This is a genomic window from Actinocrinis puniceicyclus (assembly GCF_018283645.1).
Taxonomy (GTDB): domain Bacteria; phylum Actinomycetota; class Actinomycetes; order Streptomycetales; family Catenulisporaceae; genus Actinocrinis; species Actinocrinis puniceicyclus.
The window spans coordinates 1-23,123 of record NZ_JAGSXH010000029.1; the positions used below are offsets into that span (position 1 = coordinate 1).

At 71.3% G+C, this 23,123-nt stretch carries 19 protein-coding genes; 14 read left to right on the top strand and 5 right to left on the bottom strand.

The window, feature by feature from the left end; all coding sequences use genetic code 11:
* Both KGA66_RS30930 and KGA66_RS10825 read left to right on the top strand, forming a co-directional pair.
* The coding region (locus KGA66_RS30930; protein ID WP_211467342.1) for a fibronectin type III domain-containing protein at nucleotides 1–2,317 on the top strand (2,317 nt) is incomplete at its 5' end.
* 289 nt (nucleotides 2,318–2,606) lie between these two features.
* Entirely contained in the window at nucleotides 2,607–2,954 is a 348-nt protein-coding gene (locus KGA66_RS10825) for a metallopeptidase family protein (RefSeq protein ID WP_211467343.1), read from the top strand.
* A 327-nt stretch (nucleotides 2,955–3,281) separates the two neighbouring features.
* On the opposite strand, the gene KGA66_RS10830 is transcribed toward KGA66_RS10825, so the two are convergent.
* Nucleotides 3,282–4,409 (bottom strand): Kelch repeat-containing protein, encoded by a 1,128-nt coding sequence (locus KGA66_RS10830; protein ID WP_211467344.1) that lies wholly within the window; start codon nucleotides 4,407–4,409, stop codon nucleotides 3,282–3,284.
* A gap of 288 nt (nucleotides 4,410–4,697) precedes the next feature.
* Between KGA66_RS10830 and KGA66_RS10835 the strand changes: the two genes are divergently transcribed.
* From KGA66_RS10835 to KGA66_RS10875, 9 genes are all read left to right on the top strand, one after another.
* A complete protein-coding gene (locus tag KGA66_RS10835; protein ID WP_211467345.1) occupies nucleotides 4,698–6,104 on the top strand; it encodes a hypothetical protein in 1,407 nt (468 codons plus the stop codon).
* Nucleotides 6,105–6,115: 11 nt separating this feature from the next.
* A complete protein-coding gene (locus KGA66_RS10840; protein WP_211467346.1) occupies nucleotides 6,116–6,328 on the top strand; it encodes a hypothetical protein in 213 nt (70 codons plus the stop codon).
* Nucleotides 6,329–6,351: 23 nt separating this feature from the next.
* Nucleotides 6,352–7,002 (top strand): TIGR04282 family arsenosugar biosynthesis glycosyltransferase, encoded by a 651-nt coding sequence (locus KGA66_RS10845; protein ID WP_211467347.1) that lies wholly within the window; start codon nucleotides 6,352–6,354, stop codon nucleotides 7,000–7,002.
* Nucleotides 6,999–7,778: a TIGR04283 family arsenosugar biosynthesis glycosyltransferase gene (locus tag KGA66_RS10850; protein WP_211467348.1), complete on the top strand. Its 780-nt coding sequence runs from the start codon at nucleotides 6,999–7,001 to the stop codon at nucleotides 7,776–7,778. The genes KGA66_RS10845 and KGA66_RS10850 overlap by 4 nt, the downstream gene beginning before the upstream one ends.
* Nucleotides 7,771–9,213 carry an MFS transporter gene (locus KGA66_RS10855; RefSeq protein WP_211467349.1) on the top strand — a complete coding sequence of 481 codons (1,443 nt, stop codon included), beginning with the start codon at nucleotides 7,771–7,773 and terminating at the stop codon, nucleotides 9,211–9,213. The genes KGA66_RS10850 and KGA66_RS10855 overlap by 8 nt, the downstream gene beginning before the upstream one ends.
* A 23-nt stretch (nucleotides 9,214–9,236) precedes the next feature.
* Entirely contained in the window at nucleotides 9,237–10,910 is a 1,674-nt protein-coding gene (locus KGA66_RS10860) for a radical SAM protein (protein WP_211467350.1), read from the top strand.
* Nucleotides 10,911–10,950: 40 nt separating this feature from the next.
* Entirely contained in the window at nucleotides 10,951–11,259 is a 309-nt protein-coding gene (locus tag KGA66_RS10865; protein ID WP_211467351.1) for a mycoredoxin, read from the top strand.
* Entirely contained in the window at nucleotides 11,241–12,005 is a 765-nt protein-coding gene (locus tag KGA66_RS10870) for a class I SAM-dependent methyltransferase (RefSeq protein WP_211467352.1), read from the top strand. The genes KGA66_RS10865 and KGA66_RS10870 overlap by 19 nt, the downstream gene beginning before the upstream one ends.
* 207 nt (nucleotides 12,006–12,212) lie before the next feature.
* The gene (locus tag KGA66_RS10875; protein ID WP_211467354.1) at nucleotides 12,213–12,734 is read left to right on the top strand and encodes a hypothetical protein; all 522 of its coding nucleotides are present in this window, start codon (nucleotides 12,213–12,215) and stop codon (nucleotides 12,732–12,734) included.
* Between the two features lie 84 nt (nucleotides 12,735–12,818).
* Here the strand turns inward: KGA66_RS10875 and KGA66_RS10880 are convergent, their stop codons facing one another.
* Nucleotides 12,819–13,100 carry an anti-sigma factor family protein gene (locus tag KGA66_RS10880; protein ID WP_211467356.1) on the bottom strand — a complete coding sequence of 94 codons (282 nt, stop codon included), beginning with the start codon at nucleotides 13,098–13,100 and terminating at the stop codon, nucleotides 12,819–12,821.
* Between the two features lie 5 nt (nucleotides 13,101–13,105).
* Nucleotides 13,106–13,678 carry an RNA polymerase sigma factor gene (locus tag KGA66_RS10885; protein WP_211467357.1) on the bottom strand — a complete coding sequence of 191 codons (573 nt, stop codon included), beginning with the start codon at nucleotides 13,676–13,678 and terminating at the stop codon, nucleotides 13,106–13,108.
* Nucleotides 13,679–13,762: 84 nt separating this feature from the next.
* Here KGA66_RS10885 and KGA66_RS30935 point away from each other — a divergent pair, with 84 nt between their 5' ends.
* Both KGA66_RS30935 and KGA66_RS10895 read left to right on the top strand, forming a co-directional pair.
* On the top strand, nucleotides 13,763–14,005 hold the full coding sequence (locus KGA66_RS30935) for an anti-sigma factor family protein (protein WP_211467359.1): 243 nt from the start codon (nucleotides 13,763–13,765) through the stop codon (nucleotides 14,003–14,005).
* A 14-nt stretch (nucleotides 14,006–14,019) separates the two neighbouring features.
* Nucleotides 14,020–14,331, top strand: a complete 312-nt coding sequence (locus tag KGA66_RS10895) for a DUF427 domain-containing protein (RefSeq protein ID WP_369015849.1) — start codon at nucleotides 14,020–14,022, stop codon at nucleotides 14,329–14,331.
* A 145-nt stretch (nucleotides 14,332–14,476) separates the two neighbouring features.
* On the opposite strand, the gene KGA66_RS10900 is transcribed toward KGA66_RS10895, so the two are convergent.
* Nucleotides 14,477–15,889 carry a dihydrolipoyl dehydrogenase family protein gene (locus KGA66_RS10900; protein ID WP_211467362.1) on the bottom strand — a complete coding sequence of 471 codons (1,413 nt, stop codon included), beginning with the start codon at nucleotides 15,887–15,889 and terminating at the stop codon, nucleotides 14,477–14,479.
* A 343-nt stretch (nucleotides 15,890–16,232) separates the two neighbouring features.
* Here KGA66_RS10900 and KGA66_RS10905 point away from each other — a divergent pair, with 343 nt between their 5' ends.
* On the top strand, nucleotides 16,233–17,597 hold the full coding sequence (locus KGA66_RS10905) for a dihydrolipoyl dehydrogenase family protein (RefSeq protein WP_211467367.1): 1,365 nt from the start codon (nucleotides 16,233–16,235) through the stop codon (nucleotides 17,595–17,597).
* 238 nt (nucleotides 17,598–17,835) lie between these two features.
* On the opposite strand, the gene KGA66_RS10910 is transcribed toward KGA66_RS10905, so the two are convergent.
* Nucleotides 17,836–23,097 carry a CHAT domain-containing protein gene (locus tag KGA66_RS10910; RefSeq protein ID WP_211467368.1) on the bottom strand — a complete coding sequence of 1,754 codons (5,262 nt, stop codon included), beginning with the start codon at nucleotides 23,095–23,097 and terminating at the stop codon, nucleotides 17,836–17,838.
* Between the last annotated feature and the right edge of the window lie 26 nt (nucleotides 23,098–23,123).

A 23,123-nucleotide genomic window follows, 5' to 3' on the forward strand; every position in this document is an offset into this window, starting at 1 on the left:
CGGCGACTACCCGACCGCCACGCACACGCACGGCGACCCGCACTGCGACCCGAACGGCACCCAGAGCGACGGCAACGGCGGCACCTACCCGACCGACGCCATCCCCGGCTACAACGTCCCCGCCGGCCAGTGGTTCGCCGCGCAGTTCCAGCAGCTGGTCGCCAACGCCTACCCGCCGATCGGCGGCAGCAGCGGCGACACCACCCCGCCGTCCGCGCCGTCCGGCGTCACCGTCACGGGAACCACCACGAGCAGCGTCGCGCTGTCCTGGACCGCCTCGACCGACAACGTCGGCGTGACCGGCTACGACATCTACCGCGGCACCACGCTGGCCGGTACGTCCACCACGACCAGCTTCACCGACTCCGGGCTGACCGCGTCGACGCAGTACTCGTACACGATCAAGGCGCACGACGCCGCGGGGAACCTCTCGACGGCTTCGACCGCGGTGACCGCGACGACTCAGGCGTCCAGCAGCGGCACGAGCACCTGTGACCCCACCGGCACGATTCCGGCCGGCGACTACATGATCCAGGCCAACGAGTGGAACTCGACGGCGACGCAGTGCATCACCTACACCGGTGGCACCGCGTGGAACGTGAGCACCGCGAACTTCAACCTGACCGGTTCCGGCGCGCCCGCGACATACCCGTCCATCTACAAGGGCTGCCACTGGGGTCTGTGCACGCCCAACAGCGGTCTGCCGATCCAGGTGAGCAAACTCGGCAGCGCCACCAGTTCGTGGTCCACGACGCAGCCGGCGTCGGGCGCTTACGACGTGGCGTACGACATCTGGTTCAACTCCACGCCGACCACCACCGGCCAGCCGGACGGCACGGAGATGATGATCTGGCTCAACAGCCGCGGCGGCGTGCAGCCGTTCGGCAGCCAGACCGCCACCGCGAACGTGGCGGGTTACAACTGGAACGTGTGGACCGGCAACCAGACCTCGTGGAAGATCATCTCCTACGTGCTGAACCCGGGCGGCACCTCGTTCAATAACCTTGACATCAAGGCCCTGATCAACGATGCGGTCTCCCGCGGCTCGCTGAACGCGTCGAACTACCTGATCGACTCCGAGGTCGGCTTCGAGATCTGGCAGGGCGGCCAGGGCCTGGCCACCAACAGCTACTCGTTCAACGCGACCGCCGGCGGCGGCGGTGACACGACGCCGCCGTCCACGCCGACCAACGTGGTCGCCAGCGGCGTGACCAGCAGCAGCGTCTCGCTGTCCTGGTCGCCGTCCACGGACAACGTGGGCGTGACCGGTTACCGCATCTACCGCAACGGCACGCAGGTCGGCACCGCGACCAGCACCTCGTACACCGACACCGGCCTGACCGCGTCAACGCAGTACTCGTACACCGTGGCGGCATACGACGCCGCGGGCAACGTGTCGACGCCTTCCTCCGCCGTCTCCACCACGACGTCGGCGGGAGCCGGTGACACGACGCCGCCGTCCACGCCGACCAACGTGGTCGCCAGCGGCGTGACCAGCAGCAGCGTCTCGCTGTCCTGGTCGCCGTCCACGGACAACGTGGGCGTGACCGGTTACCGCATCTACCGCAACGGCACGCAGGTCGGCACCGCGACCAGCACCTCGTACACCGACACCGGCCTGACCGCGTCAACGCAGTACTCGTACACCGTGGCGGCATACGACGCCGCGGGCAACGTGTCGACGCCTTCCTCCGCCGTCTCCACCACGACGTCGGCGGGAGCCGGTGACACGACGCCGCCGTCCACGCCGACCAACGTGGTCGCCAGCGGCGTGACCAGCAGCAGCGTCTCGCTGTCCTGGTCGCCGTCCACGGACAACGTGGGCGTGACCGGTTACCGCATCTACCGCAACGGCACGCAGGTCGGCACCGCGACCGGCACCTCGTACACCGACACCGGCCTGACCGCGTCAACGCAGTACTCGTACACCGTGGCGGCATACGACGCCGCGGGCAACGTGTCGACGCCTTCCTCCGCCGTCTCCACCACGACGTCGGCGGGCAACACCGGTGGCGGCGGCTGCACGGCCACGTTCCAGAACACCAGTGACTGGGGCAACGGCTTCACCGCCAACGTCACGGTGACCAACACCGGAAGCACGACCACCAAGTCCTGGAAGGTCACCTGGACGTGGGGCGGCAACCAGCAGGTCACCAACATGTGGAACGCGGCCAACCAGCAGAGCGGCCAAGGCGAGACCGCCACGAACATGAGCTACAACGGCGCCATCGCCCCGGGAGCGAACACCCAGTTCGGATTCCAGGCCAGCTACTCAGGTGCCAACGCCAATCCGACGCTCACCTGCACCGCGAGCTGAAGTAAGGCGCACTACCCGAAAGCGCGCTGATGCGCTGAAGCAGCTGATACACCAGGGCACAGGTCGGCCCGGGTGACCGATGTTCCGTCGGTCACCCGGGCCGACGCCGTTGCGCGGGCCGGTCGCTCACGCGGGCCGCCCGGAGGGCTCTCTCCCGCTTGTAGCGGAAAGTGGTTGCAGTGCGGGCCGGCCGGCGTCGTGTGCGTGTCGTGGCACGGCGGCGCGGAATACCGTGGCCGAGAACACGACGTGATGATTGCGGGTGGGGGCAGCCGAATCGGAGGCCACTATGGTGGACGTTTCCGCCGACGAGTTCGAGGAACTGGTCGAGGAGGCACTGCGCGGCATCCCGCGCGACCTCAAGCGGGCGATGCGCAACGTCGCCGTGTTCATCGAGGACGAGAGCCCGCCCGGGCAACCGGCACTGCTCGGGCTGTACGAGGGCGTGCCGCTGACCGCACGCGGCGAGTGGTACGCATGGGTGCAGCCGGACCGGATCACCATCTTCCGGCTCTCCATCCTGCGCATCTGCCGCACGCGGGAGGACGTCGTCGTCGAGGTGACGAAGACCGTGGTGCACGAGGTCGGACATCACTTCGGGATCGATGACGAGCGGCTGCACGAGCTGGGTTATTGACCAGGCACCGGAAAGTCATGTCCATCGCGGCAAGGTGACGAGTCCGGCGGACATGACCGCCGACGCGCCCAGGGTCAGGCCCAGGCCGCGGGGCCGGTGCGTGGTTCCGAACGCCCGCTCGCGCTTATCGTCGAGGACCTTGAGGTGCACCCACCGCTCCCGGGCAGGGCAAGTCACCGTTCGGCGCCCCTGGTTTGGCCACTCGGCCGAAACCGCACCGCCGTGGCTCGGCCGCTGACCGATCCTTGATCATCGGTCCGGCGCCGTGTCACGGCGGCTGTCACGGCGGCTGTCACGGTGGCTGCCACGGCAGCCGCCGAGTGGGCCCTACGGCTGGAAGATCTGCGCCGTGCCAAGGACGCCGGAGTCGCTGCCGTAGGCGATCCCCCCGGCGGTCAGGACCCGTCCGTCGGCCAGGAGGGTCACCGTCGCGTCGGCGCGGTTCTGTCCCCCCACGATGCTCCAGGTGGCGGTGGTCGGGTCGTACACCTCGTCGTTGTCGGTGGCGCTCGCGCCGCCGGAGGCCAGGGCTCGTCCGTCGGCCAGGGTGGTCAGGCTCTGCCCGGTGTAGAAGCTGGTGAAGTTCGTGGACTGTCGAACGGTCCAGGTTCCGGTCACGGGGTTGAGTTCTTCGACGACGTTGGTCGGCCAGGTGCTGCTCCAGCCGTCGCTCTCCCACCCTCCCGCGAAGAGCACGTTCCCGGAGGGCAGCAGCGATATCTGCGGGCCGTCGCCCAGGAACACCGGGGCGGCGGGCAGCCGGGACCAGGATTGCGTGGCGGGGTTGAAGATCGTCGGGCCGCCGCCGCCCGCAGTCCACAGGCTGGAGGTTCCCAGCGTGGTCAGCACCCGGCCGTCGGGCAGCAGGACGCCCCGCGGGTTGCAGCATCCGCTGGAGACCCCGGTCGGTCCCGTGGTGGTCCACCGATTCTGCTTGGGGTCGTACACCTCCGCGGTGGGTGTGGCATCGCCCTGGACGGCGACGTTGCGCTGCCCGGCGACCAGGACCCGGCCGTCACCCAGTCGCACGGCCAGGTCCTCGGCCCGGGGGTAGGCCATCGACGCTCCCGGCGACCACTTCCCGGTCGCCGGGTTGTAGAGCTCGGTCGAGGTCTGCTCGCCACCGGCGTAGCCGTTGCGGCCGCCGGCCACCAGGACCCGGCCGTCGGCGAGGGTCGTGGAGGTGGCCGCGTACCGGGGTGTGGACAGGCTGCCCGTCCTGCTCCAGGTGCCGGTGGCCGGGTTGTACAGCTCCGCGCTCGTCAGGACCGCTGAGCTGTTGTATCCGCCGGCGACCAGCACCTCGCCATTGCCGAGCAGGGAGGCGGTGTGGAACTCACGGGCTGTGGCGAGGGAGCCGGTGTCGCTCCAGGTGCCCGATGCCGCGGCGTGGGCGGTCGGGGGGAAGACGGCGGTGGTGAGGGAGCCGGCTGCGAGAACAGCGGCCAGGCGCACACCGGTGCCTCTTCGGCTCCTGGTTGAGACGGTCGTCAGTGCCATCACATGCCTTTCGCAGAGTCGTGACGATATGACGGCGAGGGAACCCGCTTCCCGATACGGCCATTCCATTGATGCGCACGAGCTTTCCCCAACTCCCCGCGCGCAGCGTCCGGCGGGGGATCTGCGGAATGCGGTGGTTCCGCGACGACGGCGGGTGAAGGTGGAATGATCCCGAAGCTCGCCGGGTTCCCTGTCCGGCTCGAGGTCCGGGCCGCGGTGAGGTGAGTGGCGTAGGGAGCGGTGATGGTGCGCGGTCTTGTCTCGGCGCTGCGTCGACTCGAGCAGGTGAGCAGGCCGGGCGACGCGCAGTTCGCCGCCGCGCTGCGCGCGCGTTGGGCGGGCCTGCCCGAGCACGTCAAGACGCCCGGGCAGGTCCTCGGGCGGCACGCGGTGGGTTGCGAGGGCACGCACGGGGTGTTCCCCAAGTGCAATCTCGCCTGCACCCCGTGCTATCACTCGCGGGATGCGAACCGGGTGCGGGTGGACGGGGCGCACACCCGGGAGAACGTCGAGGCGCAGATGCGGCTGCTGCGCCGGTTGCGCGGCCCGCGCGCGCACGCGCAGTTGATCGGCGGCGAGGTCACCCTGCTCGACCCGGACGATCACGCGGCGGCGCTCGAGATCATGCGTCGGCACGGGCGGGAGCCGATGAGCTTCACCCACGGCGACGTGGACTACGACTACCTGCGCCGGCTCGCGCTGGGCCCGGACGGGCACCGCCGGTTGCGCCGCCTGTCGTTCGCCGCGCACTTCGACATGTTCATGTTCGGTCGCCGCGGCATCGAACGCCCGCCGGACGAGGCCTCACTCAACCCGTATCGGGCCGCGTTCACCGCGAAGCTGCGCCGACTGCGCCGCGAGTGCGGGGTGCGCACGTTCGCGGCGCACAACATGACGGTCACCCCCGCGAACCTCGACCAGGTCGCCGAGGTGATCCGGGCGACGCGCGGCATGGGCTACGGGATGTTCTCGTTCCAGCCCGCGGCGTTCATCGGCGACGAGCGGCGCTGGCACGAGGCGTACCGGGACGTGGACGGTGACGCGGTGTGGGGCGAGATCGAGCGCGGCGTCGGGACGCGGCTGGACTACCGGATCATCGAGCACGGGGATGTGCGCTGCAACCGGGTCGCCTACGGGTTCTACGTCGGCGAGCGCTACATCCCGGTGCTCGACGGCGACGACGCCCGTGACTTGGCGGTGCGTGACGCCTTCTACCGGCACCTCGGCGAGGTCAACTTCTCCGGCACGCCGACGCCCCTGCTGCTCGCGCAGCTTTCCCGGGTGGTGGCGCAGCATCCGACGGTCCTCGCCGTCGCGGCCGGATGGCTCGGGCGCACGGTGCGCCGCGCGGGAGTCGGGCGACTGCTGCGCCATCCGCGGCTGCGTCCGACCAGCTACGTAATGCATCGGTTCATGGACGCCGAGGATGTGGCCGAGGCCTGGCGGCTGATGGAACGCGGCGAGAGAAGCGAGGACCCGCGCATCAAGGAGACCCAGGAGCGGCTCTCGGCCTGCCACTACGCGATGGCCCATCCGCAGGACGGCACGCTCGTGCCCGCGTGCGTGCAGCACAGCGTGCTCGATCCTGGCGAGAACGCCGCGCTGCGCCGGCTGCTGCCGATCGTCGAGGTACGCGCTCGGCGAAACTAGAAAAGGATCCGATGACCCACGATGACGAGGTGGAGGCGCTGATGCGGGTAGGTGTGATCAGCGGATCGGACGGCTACGAATGGCCGGGCCTGACCGGCACGGTTCCCCGCACGATCACCACACGCTACGGGCGCGGGCACGCGCGATTGTCGAACCACCTCGCGCACAAGGCGAAGGCGGACGCGCTCGCGCCTGCCGGGATCGTCTACCGGTTCGCGTCATGACCGGGGACGCGACGATTCTGGTGATGGCCAAGGCCCCTCTGCCCGGCCTGGCCAAGACCCGGCTGCATCCGCTGCTCGGACCGGAGGGCTGCGCCCGGCTCCAGGCGGCGCTGTCGCGCCACACGCTCGCCACGGCCCTGGCCACCGGCCGCCGCGTCGTGCTGGCCTTCGATCCGCCGGATGCGCACAGCGAGATCAGCCGGCTGATCGACGGCCTCGGCGCCCTCAAGGCGGTCCCGCAGCGCGACGGGCACCTGGGTGAGCGGATGACGACCGCGGCCGCGGACGCGCTGCCGGACGGCGGACCGCTGGTCGTGATCGGCACCGACGCCCCGGCCTTGACCGCCGGCCTGCTCGATCAGGCCTTCGCCGCGCTGGAAACGGCGCCCGCATCCGTGATCGGTCCGGCCCTCGACGGCGGCTACTACCTGCTGGGCGTGCGCTGGCCCGCACCGGACGTCTTCGCCATCGACCCGGCGCTCTGGGGCGGCGAGCATGTAGCGGCGACGACGATGGCGCGGCTGCGCCGACTGCCGGGCTGCGTCACGCAATTGCCGACGCTGCGCGATCTCGACACCCCCGAGGACGCGACCGCACTGATCCGCGATCCCGCGTTACCGCCCGAGATCGCCCACGCCCTGGTCCCCTCGCGCACCCAGGCGGCCGGGCCGTGATCGAGACCCGACCAGCGGTCTCGATCATCGTGCCGACGCTGAACGAGGCGCCGCGGATCGCCGCGTCCCTTGCGCGGCTGCGGCGGGACTTCCCCGACGCGGAACTGATCGTGGCCGACGGCGGCAGCACCGACGGCACCGCCGACCTCGCCCGGCCGCACGCCCACGTGATCGACTGCGAGCGGGGCCGCGGGCGCCAACTGCGGGCCGGCGCGGCCGTCGCCCGCGGCGAGGTGCTGTGGTTCATCCACGCCGACACGATCGTCGATCCCCGGGCGCTCGGACAGATCCGGGCGGCGCTGCTCGAACCGGCGGTGGCCGGCGGCGGCCTGTCGCTGCGCTTCGACCGCGATACCAGGGCGCTGCGTTTCCTGGCATGGTCCTCGAACCATCGCGCCCGCCGCCTCGGGCAGATCTTCGGCGACCAGGCGATGTTCGTACGCCGCGACGTGTACGCCGCACTCGGCGGATTTCCCGACTACCCGCTGATGGAGGACTTCGCCTTCTCCCGCCGGATACACCGTGCCGGACGGCTCGCCGTGCTGACCGCCACGTCCACGGCCTCGGCCCGGCGCTTCGAGGCACACGGCACCTGGCGGATGATCGCCTTCATGCAGGTCATCAAGGTCCTGTATCTCGCTGGAGTCGATCCCGCGCGGCTCGCCGCGCTCTATCGCGCCGGCCCGCCCCGACTACGCCCGCGGGCGCGCACCCGGTCCCGCACCGCCCCCATGCCCGGCTCCCCCGGCGCCCGAGAAGGTGTATCCGTTGACTGAGACTCCGCGCACACCGCCGCCGTCCGCCCTCGGCGCGCGGCTCGACCGGCTGCGCTTCGGCCGCCGGCACACCGTGATCCTGCTGGCGTTGGGCGCCGGGTGGATGTTCGACTCCTTCGAGGTGCAGCTGTTCTCCAACGCCATCGGCCCGCTCGGCGACCACTTCCATGCCAGTGTGTTCGAGCGGGACGCGGTGCTCGCGGTGTGGCTCGGCGGGATACTTCTGGGCGCGCTGGCCGGCGGAGCGCTCACGGACCGGTTCGGGCGGCGGCGCATGTTCGTGCTCACCCTGCTGTGGTACGCCGGATTCACGGTTCTCACCGGCCTGAGTCCGGACCTCGCCGCCGTGTACGCCCTCAGATTCCTCGCCGCGCTCGGTGTGGGCGCGGAGTACGCGATCGTGAACGCGGCCATCGCGGAGTTCATGCCGGCCCGGGTGCGCGGTAAGGCAGCGGTGGCGGTGATGAACTTCTGGCCGCTCGGCGCGATCCTCGCCGCGCTGCTGGCCTACCTGCTGCTCGACACGTTCGCGCTGGCGAGCGCGACCTCCTGGCGGTACCTGTTCGTCCTCGGCGGTCTGCTGGCGCTGGTCGTACTGTACTATCGCCGCCGCATCCCGGAATCCCCGCGCTGGCTCGCCTCCCACGGCCGCGTCGAGGAGGCCGAACGCATCGTCGCAGACCTCGAATCCGCTGAGCCCGCCCACGAGGTGAGACAGAGTGCGGTGACCGGCGTGCTTGGCCCGGCACCGGCACCACCACCACCGCAGTTGCCGGTGACCACGGCGCTACGCGAACTGGTGCGCCGGCATCCCGGGCGCCTGGCGCTGGGGGCGGCGCTCGATCTGGCCGAGGCGTTCGGCTACTACGGCATCTTCGCGCTGCTCTCGGTGGTCGTTCTGACGAAGGTGCACATCCGTACGGCGCAGATTCCGTTCTTCTACATCCTCGGCAACCTCGGCGCGCTGGCCGGCGGGTTGATCGCGAGCCTGCTGCTGGACCGGGCCGGGCGGCGCGGCACGGTCGCGGGCGCGTACCTGGCCGCGGCGGCCGGGGTCGGGCTGCTGGCCTGGGCGACGGCCACCGGCTCGGCCGCCTGGGTGACCGCGGCGTTCGTGGTCTCCAACGGCGCCGCGACCGCGGCGTGGACCTCGGCGTATCCGACGTTCACCGAACTGTTCCCCACGCACCTGCGAGGTGCCGGGATCGGGGTGTCTGTGAGCGTCGGGCGGATCGGCGCGATCGTCGGCACGCTGCTGTTGCCCGACCTGGCCACCCGGCTCGGCGCCACCGCCTCCTACCTGCTGGTCATCGGATTCTGGCTGATCGGGGTCGGCGCCATCGGCCTGTACGCGCTGCGCGGCGGCCAGGAGGCGGCGGGCCGCCCGCTCGAATCGCTCGTCCCCGTACCCGCCCCGGCAGCCGCCGGGGCCTGACATCAGCACTTGGAGTCGCCCTCATGCGGATCGCGGTTTCCGGAGGCCCCTACGGCAACCCCTACGCCCTGCGCGCATTCGTCGCCGACGCGACGGCGCGTGGCGCCGAGCGCCTGTTCTGCCTCGGGGACCTGGGCGGGTTCGGCGCCGAGGTCGACGCCCTGTGGCCGATCATCAAGGACGCGGGTATCGAATGCATCGCAGGGAACTACGACGTGGCCATCGCCCGCGCCGATGCGGACTGCGGCTGCGGCTACCGCGATCCGCGCGACAACGCTTACGCGCAGCTGATCTACGACCACACCCTCACGCACACGAGCCGGCAGTTCGCCGCCTGGATGGGCGCCTTGCCCACCGAGCGGCGGCTGACGTTGCGTGGCCGCGACGTGCACCTGGTGCACGGCTCCCCGCTGGCGCTCAACGACTTCTGGTGGGAATCCCTGCCCGAGCACGAACACCGACGGCGCGCCGAGTCCAGCGGCGCCGAGGTGATCCTGTGCACGCACAGCGGCCTTCCGTGGATCCGGCGGATCGGCGACGCGCTCACGGTGAACGTCGGGGTGCTCGGCAAGCCCGCCAACGACGGGCGACGCGAGGTCCGTTACGCGATGCTCGACCTCGACGACGGGCACCCGCGGGCCGAACTTGTCCCGCTCGCCTACGACTGGCGCGCCCAGGCGGAGTCCATGCGCGACGCCGGGCTGCCCGAGGCGTTCGTGGAGACCATCGAGACCGGCTGGTGGACCACCTGCCTCGAGTCCCTGCCCCCGCGTGAGCGCTCCCGCGGCCGCTACCACCTCTATCGCAGCGCCTTGCCAACCTCGTTCACCCCCTCCGGCGGCAGTTGGGGCGACCCTGAGACAGTGGCCGAGGACGAGCGCCCGGTCATCGGGCTGTTCGGCTCGCCGTATTTCCCCGCCCGGCTGTGGATCTACACCAACTTCCACTGCAACCTGCGCTGCGACTACTGCGCGGTGGCCTCCTCCGCGCGGGCCGAGCCCCGCACCATCGGCCCGGAGGCGTTCACAAGCCTGGTCGATGAGGCGGTGCGCGAGGGCTTCGCCGAACTGTATCTGACCGGGGGCGAGCCGTTCCTGCACCCACAGATCATGGAACTGCTCGATGCGGCCAGCCGTGCCCTGCCCACCGTGGTGCTCACCAACGCGATGCTCACCGGAACCCGGCGCCTCGCCGGGCTCGCGGACCTCGCCGATCGCAAACTCATGATTCAGACCTCGCTCGACGGCGCACGTCCGGAGACACACGACGCGCACCGCGGCCGGGGCTCGCACGCCCGCACCCTCGCGGGAATCAGGCAGCTGATCGAGCTCGGCCTGCCCCCGCGCGTCGCACTGACCGAGACCCCGGAGAACACCGGCGAGATCGGCCAGGTGGCCGACCTGCTCGCCGGGCTCGGCCTGCCCCCTGCCCACTTCGCCGTCAGGCCCCTGCTGCGCCGTGGTTTCTCCCGGGAAGGCCGGGAGATCCAGGCCGACGCGAGCATCCCCGAGCTGACCGTGAGCGCGGACGGCCTGCACTGGCACCCCGCCGGCGCCGACCTGGCCACCAGCCCGGACATGCACCTGGCCCCCGCGGGCGCTTCGCTCGCCGAGGGCAAACGCCTGATCACCGAGCGGTTCCTGACCGCGCGCCTGGCCGACGCCAGCCTGCCCCGCCCCGTCCACTGCGCCATCTGACCCCCGCGAACCCGCCCTACAGGAAGGGGATGTCCCCGCGATGAGCGAGACCGAACCCGCCGTCACCCTCTACACACGCCCAGGCTGCCCCTATTGCAGCAGGCTGCGTCGCGGCCTGAACGCCTCCCATCTGCGCTACCGGGAGATCGACATCTGGCAGGACCCGCAGGCCGCCGCATTCGTGCGCTCGGTCGCCGGCGGCAACGAGACCGTGCCCACCGTCGTGGTCGCCGGGCACGCCATGGTCAATCCGTCCGCCGCTCGCGTGCGCGCCGCGGTCTCCGAGCACGCCCCCGGGCAGTTGCCCGCCCAGACCAAGCGCAGGTTCCCGTGGCTGCGCGCGCGGTGATCAGCCAGGCCTACCTACGCGCCTTCCATCAACGCCACCCCGGCATCACCGAGGCCGTACTCGAACGCGCCCGGGTCAACGGGATGACCGCGTACCAGTGGCTCGCCCACGCCGCGCCGGAGCATGGGAGAGTGCTGGACCTCGCGTGCGGCAGCGCACCCATGCGCGCTGCCCTCGGCCCGGCGGTCGACTACGCGGGCGTGGACCGGTCCCCGGCCGAACTCGCCGCGGGGCGCGCCGCGGGCGTCGACAGGCTCGTGCGGGCGGACGCAGCCCTGATGCCGATCGCCGACTCCAGCATCGACGCGGTCACCTGCTCCATGGCTCTGATGATCCTCCAGCCGCTCGATGTGATCCTCGACGAGATCCACCGCGTGTTGTGCCCCGGCGGGCTGCTGCTGGCCACCGTCCCCGGCACGCCCGGCCGGATCCCGCGCGCGATCGCACTCGTCACGGCCCGCCTCCTGACCGGCGACCCGGCGTGGCAGAGCCCGAACACCGCCGCCCTGCGCGACCCGCGAGAACTGCTCGCCCGCCACGGATTCGCGCTGCTCGACGACGACCAGCGCACCTTCACCTACCCGCTGCGCACCGGCGAGCAGGCCGGGCTGCTGCTCGACTCCCTCTACCTGCCCGGCCTCACCCCGCGCGCCCGGCGGCGAGCCCTGCGGCTGATCAGTGCCCTGAGACTGGTTCGGGCCGGCGTTCCCATCCCGATCCGCCGCCTGCTGATCCGGGCCGGGTAACCCGGTCCGGGGCGCACCCGGCAGTGGAGTCTCGCGGAAGTCGTGCGGAGAAGTGGACTTCTCCGAGGCGGTCACCGGGTTCCCTTCCTGACCGGCAGGCGCGCACACGGCGCGCGGGAGCCGCCGGTGTCTTCGCCCCCTTGGAGGAAAATCTTGAGTACGGCCGCTTCACACCCGCACATACTTACGCGTGCAGACTCGGCGCACGTGGCCGGCACCGTGGTCACGGGCGCGATCGCCGGCGTGATCGGATCGCTGATGATGGCGATGTACGCGATGATCGCCTCGGCGACCTACCGGCACCACGGCTTCTTCACCCCGCTCTACCACATCGCCTCCACGTTGATATCCACGAACGCGCTGATGGCCTCGATGCAGCACGCGATGATGGGCGGGGCGTTCTACTTCAGCCTCGGCCCGGCGCTGCTCGGCGCGCTCGTCCACATGATGGTCGGGGCGATGTACGGCGCGATCCTCGCGCTGCTCGTCTCCATGCGCCGCATCTCGGCCCCGATGCTGGTGGCGGCCGGGACGGTCTGGGGCGCGGTGGCGTTCGCGCTCAGCTCCTGGGTGCTGCTGCCGATCGTCGCCTCGGTCCTCTCCTCCGGAGACCAGATCACGCACATGGCCTCGATGGTCGGCTACGGCACCTTCCTCGTCGAGCACCTGATCTTCGGCATGATCGCAGGCGTTCTACTCGCCGTCCGGCAGACCCGCAGCGGGTCCTGACCGTACGGTGCGTGCCCGTGACCCGGATCAGTTCCGGGTCACGGGCACGCATGCGAGTGTGCGGTGGAAGAGGGCACGCTGGAACTAGGCGTCTGCGGGTGGTTCCGGGCCGGTGGCTGCGAGTTGCTCGCCGAAAGAGCGCAGCCGCGCGAGCGCGTCGTCGGCGGGCTGCTGCCGCTGACCGAGCGCGTGTTTGATCGCGCGGTAGGCGGCCAGCTCCAGGCCGCACTTGCGGCAGTACTCCAGGTGCGCGGCCACCCGCTCGACAGTCGCGTCGTCGACCTCGCCGTCGAGATACGCCTGGAGTTTGGGGCCGACGTGCATGCACTCGCGCATCTCCCGCATCCGCCGGGCTCGGTCGCTCATCGCGCTCACCGTCCGCTCCTGGTCGGCGCCAGCCCCGCCGCGGCCAGCCGGTCACGTATCCGCTTGCGGGCCCTGTGCAGTCTGCTCATCACGGTTCCCTCCGGCACTTCAAGCAACGTGGCCGCCTCCGCATAGGTAAGCCCGTCGATGTCGACCAGCTGCACCACCTGCCGGTGCTTGACCGGCAGCGCCGCGAGCGCCTCGTCCACCACCTTGTCGAACACCTGCTCCACGACCAGTTCTTCCGGCCCCGGGGCTGGGGCGGAAAACGGGCCCCGCCCCTCGTGCCGCTCGAGTTGCGCGTCCGGGTCGTCGAGCAGGTCGGGGCGCCGCCGACGGTGCCGATTGATCTCGGTGTTGCGCAGGATCGTGAGCAGCCAGGCGCGCGCGTGCGTACCGTCGAACCGCTCGACGGCCCGGTAGGCGCGTAGCAGTGTGTCCTGTACCAGGTCCTCGGCGTCCGCGGGCTGCGCGGTGATCGAGAGCGCGACCCGGTAGAGCACCTCGATCTCGGGCAGCACGTACCGTGCGAACGCTGCCTGCGCCCGCTCGTCGGCCGCAGCCGCGGATTGGTCCACGACAGCGGAAACCCGCCGCGCCGAACCGCGTATTCCACGAGAGACCGGCGGAATCCCACAGCGGGGTCAGCGGGTTTCCTCGTCGTGAACGTGCATCGGATGGCGCAGGGATGCCGGCAGCGGGCCGAGCATCTGCGGCTGCACGCCCTGGTCGGGGCGTACGTCGACGGCGAGCTGACCGGGATGCGCCGCGCGCGGGTGGCCGCCCATCTGGCGGTGTGCTTCGCGTGCAGCGGATACGCCGAGGCCCTGCGCCTGATCAAGCAGTCGCTGCGCTCCAGCCCGCACCGCACCCCGCCGTGCCCCGCCGGGGACACACGACCTTAGGAGGACGAGCAACCGTGATGCGCGCGATCTGGAACGGGCGGGTCCTGGCCGAAACCGAGCGGACGAAGACAGTGGAGGGCAACCACTACTTCCCACCCGAATCGGTCAACCTCGACTACTTCACCAAGTCCCGCACCAGGACCCTGTGCCCGTGGAAGGGCCTGGCCAACTACTACACCGTCACCGTGGACGGGAACGTCAACCCGGACGCCGCCTGGTACTACCCGCATCCCTCGCCGCTCGCGCGCCGGATCAAGAACCACGTCGCGTTCTGGAACGGGGTCACCATCGAGGGGGAGCCGGAGCAGGAGCCGAAGAAGCGCTGACCTGCGGCCGTCGCAGACCAGGCCGCCGGCCCAGGCCCACCGGCCCAGGCCCACCAGCGCGGGCGCAGCAGCGCGGGCGCAGCAGCCTCGAGGACCGGCCGCAGTCAGTGCCCGGAACGCCACCGCGTCGTACGCGTCATGCTGGTCATCTGTTCCACCGCCGCCTCGCACCGAGCAGGAACCTGACGACGCGGCCGGTGCCCGGGGCGGCGAGCCGGTCCGCGGCCTCGGCGAGAGCGGCGTTCCACGGCCCGTCCGCATACGTCGGGTAGGGATGGATCGTCGCAGCATACTGTGAGGCGCTCCAGCCGTGGCGCACCGCAGCGGCCAGATGCGCGATCGTCTCCCCGGCGCGCGGAGCCACCACCGTGGCCCCCACGATCCGACCACGCCGCCCGAGTACGAGCCGGGTGAACCCCTCGGTGCGCCCGTCGGCGACCGCACGGTCCACGCGCTCGTGCTCGAGATCGCGCACCCGCACGGGCCCGTGCCGTGCGTGTGCCTCCTGTTCGGTCACGCCGACCTGGGCGACCTCCGGGTCTGTGAACGTCACCGACGGCACTGCGTGCTCGTCGATCCGCCGACGCACGCCCAGCAGCATGGCGCTGACCGCCGTGGCCGCCTGGACCCCTGCCAGGTGGGTGAACGCGGAACTGCCGCTGACATCCCCGGCGGCGTAGATCCGCCGGTTGCTGGTGCGCAGCCGCGCGTCCACCTGCAGCCCGCCACGCTCGTCGGTCCGGACCCCCGCCGCATTCAGGCCCAGGCCCTCGATGTTCGCGCGGCGCCCGGTGGTCACCAGCAGGCGGTCGTACGAAAGTACCCCGACGTTCGTATACAGCGCGTCGTGATCGACGCGTTCGGCCTTTACGCCGATGAGTACCTCGACTCCCTCGGTGGCCAGACGCTCCGCCAGCACCGCGGCCGCGCGCGGCTCCGCACGCGGCAACAGGCGGTCCATCGCCTCGACGATGGTGACCTTCGCACCGAGCCGCGCGAAGGCCTGGCCCAGCTCGCACCCGATCGGCCCGCCGCCGAGCACCACCAGCCGCCCGGGCAGTTCAGTCAGGTCCCACACGGTATCGCTGGTCAGCGGCCGGGCTTCGGCGAGTCCGGGAATCGGCGGGAGCGCGGGGGAACCGCCGGTGGCGATCAGCGCGTACCGGAAGCCCACCTCCCGCGCGCCCACCCGGAGGGTGCGCGGGCCGGTGAAGTGAGCCTCGCCGCGGGCGACCTCCACTGCGTCCGTGGCGAGTGCCTCCGCGGAGTCGTGCGGCTCGATCTGCCTGATGGCCGCTTTCACCCGGGCCATCGCCTTCGCCAGGTCCACCGGCCCGCTCGCGGAAACCAGGCCGAGGTCCCCGGCCTCACGCGCGGCCTGAACCTGCGCGGCGGCGTGCAGCAGGGCCTTGCTCGGCACGCATCCGGTCCACAGGCAGTCCCCGCCCAGGCGCCCGCGCTCGGCCAGCAGCACCCGCGCGCCGAACCGGGCGGCTAGGCGCGCGCCGGTCAGTCCGGCACTGCCGCCGCCGAGCACCACCAGGTCGTAACGATCCACGGATATCCAGCCTTCCACGCCGGGATAGGACGCGTGGGGAACCCGCCGGGCGGCAAAGTCCTTCCCCCGGGACGAAAAGCCCGCAACTGCGCCCGCCGTGCGCGATGCGCATCGGGCGGTGGCGGAATGCTCCGGGGTAGCACCCGGGTTTCCGATGCGATGCGACATCTACGCGCTGCCGCGATCGGAGGCGTATGGCGCACCTGCGCGAGCGTGCCACGCGGACCCGTCCCGCGCGGCGCGGCAGAGTCGCGGGTACGGCGCCTTCTGGAAGGGTGTACGCGTCGAGCGGGTCAGGGACGCGGCGCAATCCGGCCGATAGTCATATCAGGAGGTTGATTCGATGGTCGAGCAGACGGACGTCGTGGTGATCGGCATGGGGCCTGGCGGCGAGCACGTCGCGGGCCGCCTGGCCGAGTCGGGGCTCGATGTGGTCGGCGTCGAGGCGGAGCTGGTCGGCGGGGAATGCCCGTACTGGGGCTGCGTGCCGAGCAAGATGATGATCCGCGCGGCGAACCTGCTCGCCGAGGCCCGGCGCGTGCCCGGCATGGCCGGAAGCACGCAGGTGACGCCCGACTGGGGGCCGGTGGCGACCCGGGTGCGCGACGAGGCCACCGACGACTGGAACGACCAGGTGGCCGTGGACCGGTTCACCGGCACAGGCGGGCGTTTCGTGCGCGGGCGCGCGGTGCTTTCCGGTCCCGGCACGGTCCGCGTCGCAGAGGCCGAATACACCGCTCGCCGTGGCGTGGTGATCGCCACCGGCACCAGGCCGGCGATCCCGCCGATCCCGGGACTCGCGCAGACCCCGTTCTGGACGAACCGCGACGCGGTCGCGGCCAAGGAGCCGCCGGCCTCGCTGATCGTGCTCGGCGGCGGGGCGATCGGCCTCGAACTGGCGCAGGTCTTCGCGCGCTTCGGTACCGCCGTCACCGTCATCGAGGCCCTGGACCACCTCGTGCCGATGGAGGAGCCCGAGGCCGGGGAACTACTCGCCGAAACGCTCGCGGCCGAGGGACTCACGATCCTGACGGGCGCACGCGCCGCAGGGGTCGAACACCGCGCGGGTACGTTCGCCGTGCGGCTCGAGGACGGCCGGGAGCTGACGGCGCAGCAACTGCTGGTGGCCACCGGCCGCCGCGTCGATGTCTCCGGGCTCGGCGTCGAGCACGCCGGCCTCGACCCGAAAACCAGGGCACTGACGGTGGACGGGCAGATGCGCGCGGCCGAGGGGCTGTGGGCGGTGGGCGACGTCACCGGGGTCGGCGCGTTCACGCACGTGGCCATGTACCAGGCGCAGATCGCCATCCGCGACATCCTCGGCCAGCCGGGGCCGGACGCGGACTACCGGGCGCTGCCGCGCGTCACCTTCACCGACCCGGAGATCGGCGCGGTCGGCCTGAGCGAGCAGGCCGCCCGGGCCCGCGGGCTGACGGTGCGCACCGGCGTATCGCAGATTCCTTCCTCGGCACGCGGCTGGATCCACAAGGCCGGCAACGCGGGATTCATCAAACTCGTCGAGGACGCCGAGCGCGGCGTCCTGGTCGGCGCGACCTCGGCAGGACCCGCCGGCGGCGAGGTGCTCTACGGACTCGCGGTCGCCGTTCACGCGCAGGTGCCGACCGCGCAACTGCGGCACATGATCTACGCCTACCCGACCTTCCACCGCGCCGTGGAAGACGCCTTGGCCGCGCTGAACAGACCGTAGCGGACCCCGCGCACAGCACGGACCCTGCAAGGGCTCACCGGTCGGGCCGAGCCGCTACTCGCCTCGGCCCGGCGGGAGCCGAAGACTCTGCCGGAGTTCAGCCGTCGCCTCCGGCAGGCCGGGGTCCTGCGCCGGGTCGATCGACCGGCCTCGGTCATCGCTCCGGGCACCTGCGGATAGTCGACGACGAGGATCCGCCGACCGCCGCGTGTTTTGAACGTCACGCCAGGCTCGGCGGCTACTCGTAGCCGAGGCGGATGTGCAGTGTGAGGCGCTTGCCGTCGCGCAGCACGGTGAACAGGACGACTTCGCCGGGCCGGTGCGACTGGATCGCCTTGACGGCGTCCTCGGCCGAAGCCGGCTTGCTCGCGCCGATCGAGACGATCAGGTCGCCCTCGGCGAGCCCGCCGAGGTCGGCCGGCTCGCCGAGTTTGACCTCGGAGACCTCGACGGTGGGCGCGCCGATGCCGGACGGGGTCGTGTCGTGCACGGCGATGCCCGCGAGCGTGGTGCTGCCGGACGGGGCCCCGGCGTAGCCCATCGTGAGGTAGGTGGCGTAGATGTCGAGCAGGCCCGTAGGCAGGACCCGGGCCGGGCGGCCGGCGCCGGCGGCCCGGGCGAGGCCGAAGAGGGGCAGTTGGTGACTGTTGCCGACCGGCACGACCGGCGTCATCGGGCGTAGCAGCGTGTCGGGGTGCGCGTCGAGCGCGTCGAGCACGACGCCCCAGTCCGGCGTGGCCATCGGCGGCTGGGCGGAGCTGAGGCTCACCTGGTCCATCAGAACCCCGTCAGGGTGCTGCGAAAAGGCGATCGCCTGCAGGCGCACCACGGCGCTCTTGTCCGAGCCCTGCGTCGCGATCTCCGACTGCCAGGGCAGGCCCGCAGGCCTCGGTCCGTGCGGGATGCGCGCGGCGGCGAAGCAGAACGCCGTGGTCGAGGCCGGGCACAGGAGGCTCGCCGGATAGACCGAGGTTCCGTACTCGAGGGTCACCGACATCTCCGGGGTCGGGTTCTGCGGCGGCATCACCGCGTACAGGTACCAGTCGTTCAGCGAACTCGGCGGTCCGTTCTTGGACAGCACCTGGTGGACGATGTTCCCGGTGCCCTGGATCCGTGGCGTCACGTAAAAGGTGCCCATGGAGCCGAGCAGCGTGCCCGGCAGCGTGCGCCCGCCGCCGAGATGCACGGTGGTCAGGACGGCGGACGCGTCGTGCAGCAGCGTCTGGTCGTTCGGGGGAGCGTCCCCGTCGTCGTGCAGGCCGATCACGACGGCCAGCATCAGCAGGAGCGTGATGCCCGCGGAGAACCGGGCGAGTTTCCGCAGTCCCAGGCCCGCGAGCAGCAGCGCGCCTGCGCCGATGAGCACCAGTGCCGAGTCGGAGGAGAATCGTTTGCGCACGGGTGCGAGCCGGCCGAGCGCAATGGGCGAGCCGGTTTGTCGCGTCGAGTCGTTCTGTGCGGCGAGCAGCCGCGCGCCGATGCTCTCCTTCTCCCCGCGGATGCCGGCGACCAGGTCGGCCGGTTCGATGACCGTCGAGCCGCGCTGCGCGGCGAGCCGCTGGGCGGACTCGAAGGCCCGATCGAGGTCCCGCGTCACCGCCACCCCGGGCATCCGGCCGATCGTCCTGGCCACCGCGCCGCGCGAGTACTCGGGGTCTGATGCTGGGGGCGAGCCCGCGCACTGGCCGGGCAGATCGAAGAACACGTCTCGATCAATGCCCACGAGCAGGTCGAAGGTCCCGAGCGCGCGGCTGCGCGTCATCGCGAGACCCGACCGGGTCGCGTTCTCCAACGCTTCTGCGCAACTCGGCATCCTGGCCACAGTGTTCGTGCGCTTGGCCGACGCCACAGCCGGCACCGCGGCCAGGACCCTCGACGGAACCGGATCCAGCTTGTCGGGCGTGCGCAGCCGGCGACCGAACACCTTCTCGCAGTAGTCGTGGAACGCCGCCGGCCGGCCAGTCTCACGCAGCGCGCGGCTCAGCGCGGTCTTCGAATCGCCGAGCAGCCCGTAGGCGAGGTGCTCGACACGGACCTCACGTTCGCCAAGGCCGGCGGCGATCTTCTCCGCCGACCTGAACGCCTCGGCTGTCAAGCGCGTCGTGCGCAGCGAGCGCCCGTCGCGCAACATCAGCTCCGCGATGCCTTCCGACTCTTCGGCATCCCGCAGGAGAAGACCGGTTCCCGCGTGATCGCGGTCGCCCATCACGCGGATGGGGGCGAACGTTCCACCGGCCGACGTGTGCACCGTGCCGGCAAGGTCGAGCGAGCACAGGACGGCTCGCGGCGCGTCCTGCAGCGCTGCCGAAACGGCGAAGGTCACCGCCGCGGTCCACGGCAGGCTGCAGCGCAGTTCGACCGGCTTGCGCTCCAAGACGCCGAGCAGCTCCTCGACCTTGACCCGCCGCAGGTTGACGAACGCCTCGGTTTCGGCGGACGCGACCTTCTGTGTAGTCCACAGCTCGGGCCGCGCTGCGCCCTTCCGGCCATCGGAGGCGACAGGAGCGGGACCGGTATCGGTATCGGTATCGGTATCGGGCGGACGAGTCGTCCACACCGTCAGATTGGCCCATTCGCAGGGCGCTGCGGAATCATGGCCCAGCTCGGCCCGCCTCGCCAGGATCGCGTCGCGCACCGCGAGCGCGAGGTGCGTTCCGCCGAGCGCCGCGGCTGAGGCACGGGCGAAGACCCGCGCCCCGGGGTCGACGACCGCGTTGTCCACCGGAGCCTGCCCGCCGAGCACGCTCTGCGCCCCGCCGATCAGACAAGCGGTCGGCAGACCGATCGGCTCGTCGCGCGTGCTGACGGTCACGTGCGCGGCCCAGCAGGCGTGCAGCACCACGTCGCGCGGCCATGCGATGCCGTACGCGGCCTGCACGGTGATGATCCCGCCACCGTTGAGCAGAATGCCGCGCGTGGCGGCGCGCCGTGCCGTCACGCCGTGATTGGAGATCGCGGCCAGGTCGTACTCGCGCCCGCACGTCAGCTGCGCGCGCATCTGCTCGCCATCACTGGTCACCACTGTTTCGACACCGTCCGGCCAGGCCGTCGCCAGTTCGCGCAGCGCACTGCGGAATTCGCCCTCGTATCGCGTGGGGCCGCAGTTGAGCAGCGCGAGCCTGGGCCGAGCACGCACCGGCGCCGGCGCGGCGTCGGGCGCGGGCAGCAGATTGAGGTTCGGCATCACCACCGCGGCGGCGTGGTCCACCAACAGGCTGCCGTCACTCAGCGGCAGCCCGGCGAACGGGATCAGCGAGATCGGACCGTCCGGCACGACCAACAACACGACCGGATCATCACTCGGGCGCCCACGCAGCAACGCGTCGAGATCGGGCGGCAGCAGCGCCGCGGCCAGCTCACGCCAGACCGGGTCGGACACGTCGCTGTACCGGTGCACCTCGGCGATCTGCTCGGCTTCACCGCTGTCGAGGGCGGCGAGAACACCACCGGGCTTGCGGATGGCAGCCACCTGGCGCTCGTCGTGGGCGAGGTCTGCGATCCTCGCTCGGTGCAGGCTGATCCGTTCCCGGGTCACGGTGACCGTCGTGATGTCCCAGCCGCCATCGCCGGCCGCGCAGTGGTAGTAGACAGCGACCCGGCCACCGAGCCGATCGAGCACCGAACCGAGGTCGACCAGCTCGGGAATCAGGGTCTTGGCGAAGGCGCGGGAATACCGGTCCTCGAGCTGCGCGGTCAACGCGGCCGCGGCGGCCACGCGCTCCGGGTCATCCTGAAGGTCACCGGTGCTGAGCCCCCCATCCTCCAATGACACACGGCGTTCGGCCTCCGCATCCCGGTGACTGCGGACCAGTGCCTGCAGCTCATCGTCCTCGGTGCCGGCCGACGCGGCACGCAGCGCGTCGGCGAGCGCGTTGCGGTGGGTCTCCTCCATCAGCCACAGCGCCAGCTCCGCGGCGCGATCGCGCTGGAAGCGCACGCAGGTGGCGAGCACCTCGAAGACCTCAGTGTAAAAGGCCGCATTGGCCTCGATCAGCGAGAAGCGGCTCGCGCCGCCGGTGAGACGCCCGCGGGCGTACTCCATGCCGCGCAGCGAGAGCTGGAGTACGGACAGGGTGAGCGACTCCCGCTGCGCGGTGAGGGTTCCGGCGCGCAGCGCGCAGACCGCCGCCTTCGCTTGAATCAGCGCCCTGCGCGACCGCCAGCCGGTGTCGGTGAGGCGCTGCCCGGTCGAGAGGTAGGCGGCTGCGGCGTCGGCGAAGGCACCGAGGCCGGCGAGCCGGTCGGCGATCAGCTCCTCGGTCTGCGCCTTCACGACGTCGAGCTGCCGGGCCTCGGCCGGGGACAGATCGGCGAAGCCGTAAGGGGACTGCATCGCGACGACCACATCGCGCAGGCACAACGCCTCGACCAGTGCGGCGCGCTCGTCGCGCCATGCCAGGTCCCTGATCGAGTTGAGCGACTGCCCCAGCGCCGCGGAATGCCGCCGGGTCCAGGCCAGGCGCCAGGTTCCGCGCGGCAGCGGCACATCACCCGGCTGCGCCTCGCCGCCTGCCAGGCGATCGAGGGCGCGACAGTCGTCGATCAGCACGCCAACCAGCCGTGGAGCGCGCCTCCCAGCATCCTTGGCCGCAGCGGCGGCCGCCAGTTGCGCGACAGCCAGGTCGTACTCGCCTACCGCGCGGCGGAACAGCGCCTCGGCGGCGAGGACTTCGGGCCGGCCTGCGAGCCCGGGGTCGGCCGCGTGCCGGTTCACCAGCCGCTCGGCGTGATCGAGGGCGTTGATCTTCAGCTCATAGTCGACGGCGGTCGCCCCGGCCCAGGCGAGCATCGCCTCGTCGCCACGTCGGCGGAAGTACTGCTCCGCCTCCGCGAAGGTCTGCCGCGCGCGGGCCGTGTTCTCTACCGCGCCGACCGGAACGGTGACGCAGCGCCGTACATGCCGCCGCACACCGCGCCGCAGGGCCGCCCGTAGCGGAGGCCGGTAGCCCGCGCCGGTTTGCACGCGCTCGTCGGTCACCGAGAACAACAGGTAGCGCAGGAGCCAGACCCAGACTGCCGCCGCGATGCTCGGCGCGAACCTGCCGAACGCCGGCCCCGGCGCGAAGATCAGCACGATGAGCGCGAGCCCGGTGACCACGGCGCTGTACGCGACGCTGAGAGTCCCGGCGACCGCCGCCGGCTTCTGGCTCAGTTCGGCACGGGTGCGCGTACTCTGCGCGCGGCGTGCCGTACGCAGCAGGACGATGCACGGAAACAACGCGACGGCGGTCGGATAGTACTCGGATATGTGCTGCCTGATGATCCACTGCTGCAGGCTGTCGCTGGACTCGTTCGCGTATGCGGTCAGGATGATCCCGCCCGGTCCGGTGGCCCACCACCACCCGGCTGCGAGCACGGGGACCAACACCAGGGCGTCGAAGCCGAAATGGCGGGTCATGTTGACCAGGCGGAACATCCACACCGGGCGCACGAGCCGCGTCCCGAACAGGCGCGGGCGGGCCGGCGTCGAGACCTGCGGCGCTACTGGCTGCGAGTTCAAGACTCCCCCTCCGAGTCGCATCGCGT

Coding starts and splice junctions, on each gene's coding strand:
- KGA66_RS10840 (WP_211467346.1), top strand. CDS start 6,116: ATGACCCACGATGACGAGGTGGAGGCGCTGATGCGGGTAGGTGTGATC.
- KGA66_RS10845 (WP_211467347.1), top strand. CDS start 6,352: ATGGCCAAGGCCCCTCTGCCCGGCCTGGCCAAGACCCGGCTGCATCCG.
- KGA66_RS10880 (WP_211467356.1), bottom strand. CDS start 13,100: ATGAGCGACCGAGCCCGGCGGATGCGGGAGATGCGCGAGTGCATGCAC.
- KGA66_RS10860 (WP_211467350.1), top strand. CDS start 9,237: ATGCGGATCGCGGTTTCCGGAGGCCCCTACGGCAACCCCTACGCCCTG.
- KGA66_RS10865 (WP_211467351.1), top strand. CDS start 10,951: ATGAGCGAGACCGAACCCGCCGTCACCCTCTACACACGCCCAGGCTGC.
- KGA66_RS10825 (WP_211467343.1), top strand. CDS start 2,607: ATGGTGGACGTTTCCGCCGACGAGTTCGAGGAACTGGTCGAGGAGGCA.
- KGA66_RS10835 (WP_211467345.1), top strand. CDS start 4,698: ATGGTGCGCGGTCTTGTCTCGGCGCTGCGTCGACTCGAGCAGGTGAGC.
- KGA66_RS10905 (WP_211467367.1), top strand. CDS start 16,233: ATGGTCGAGCAGACGGACGTCGTGGTGATCGGCATGGGGCCTGGCGGC.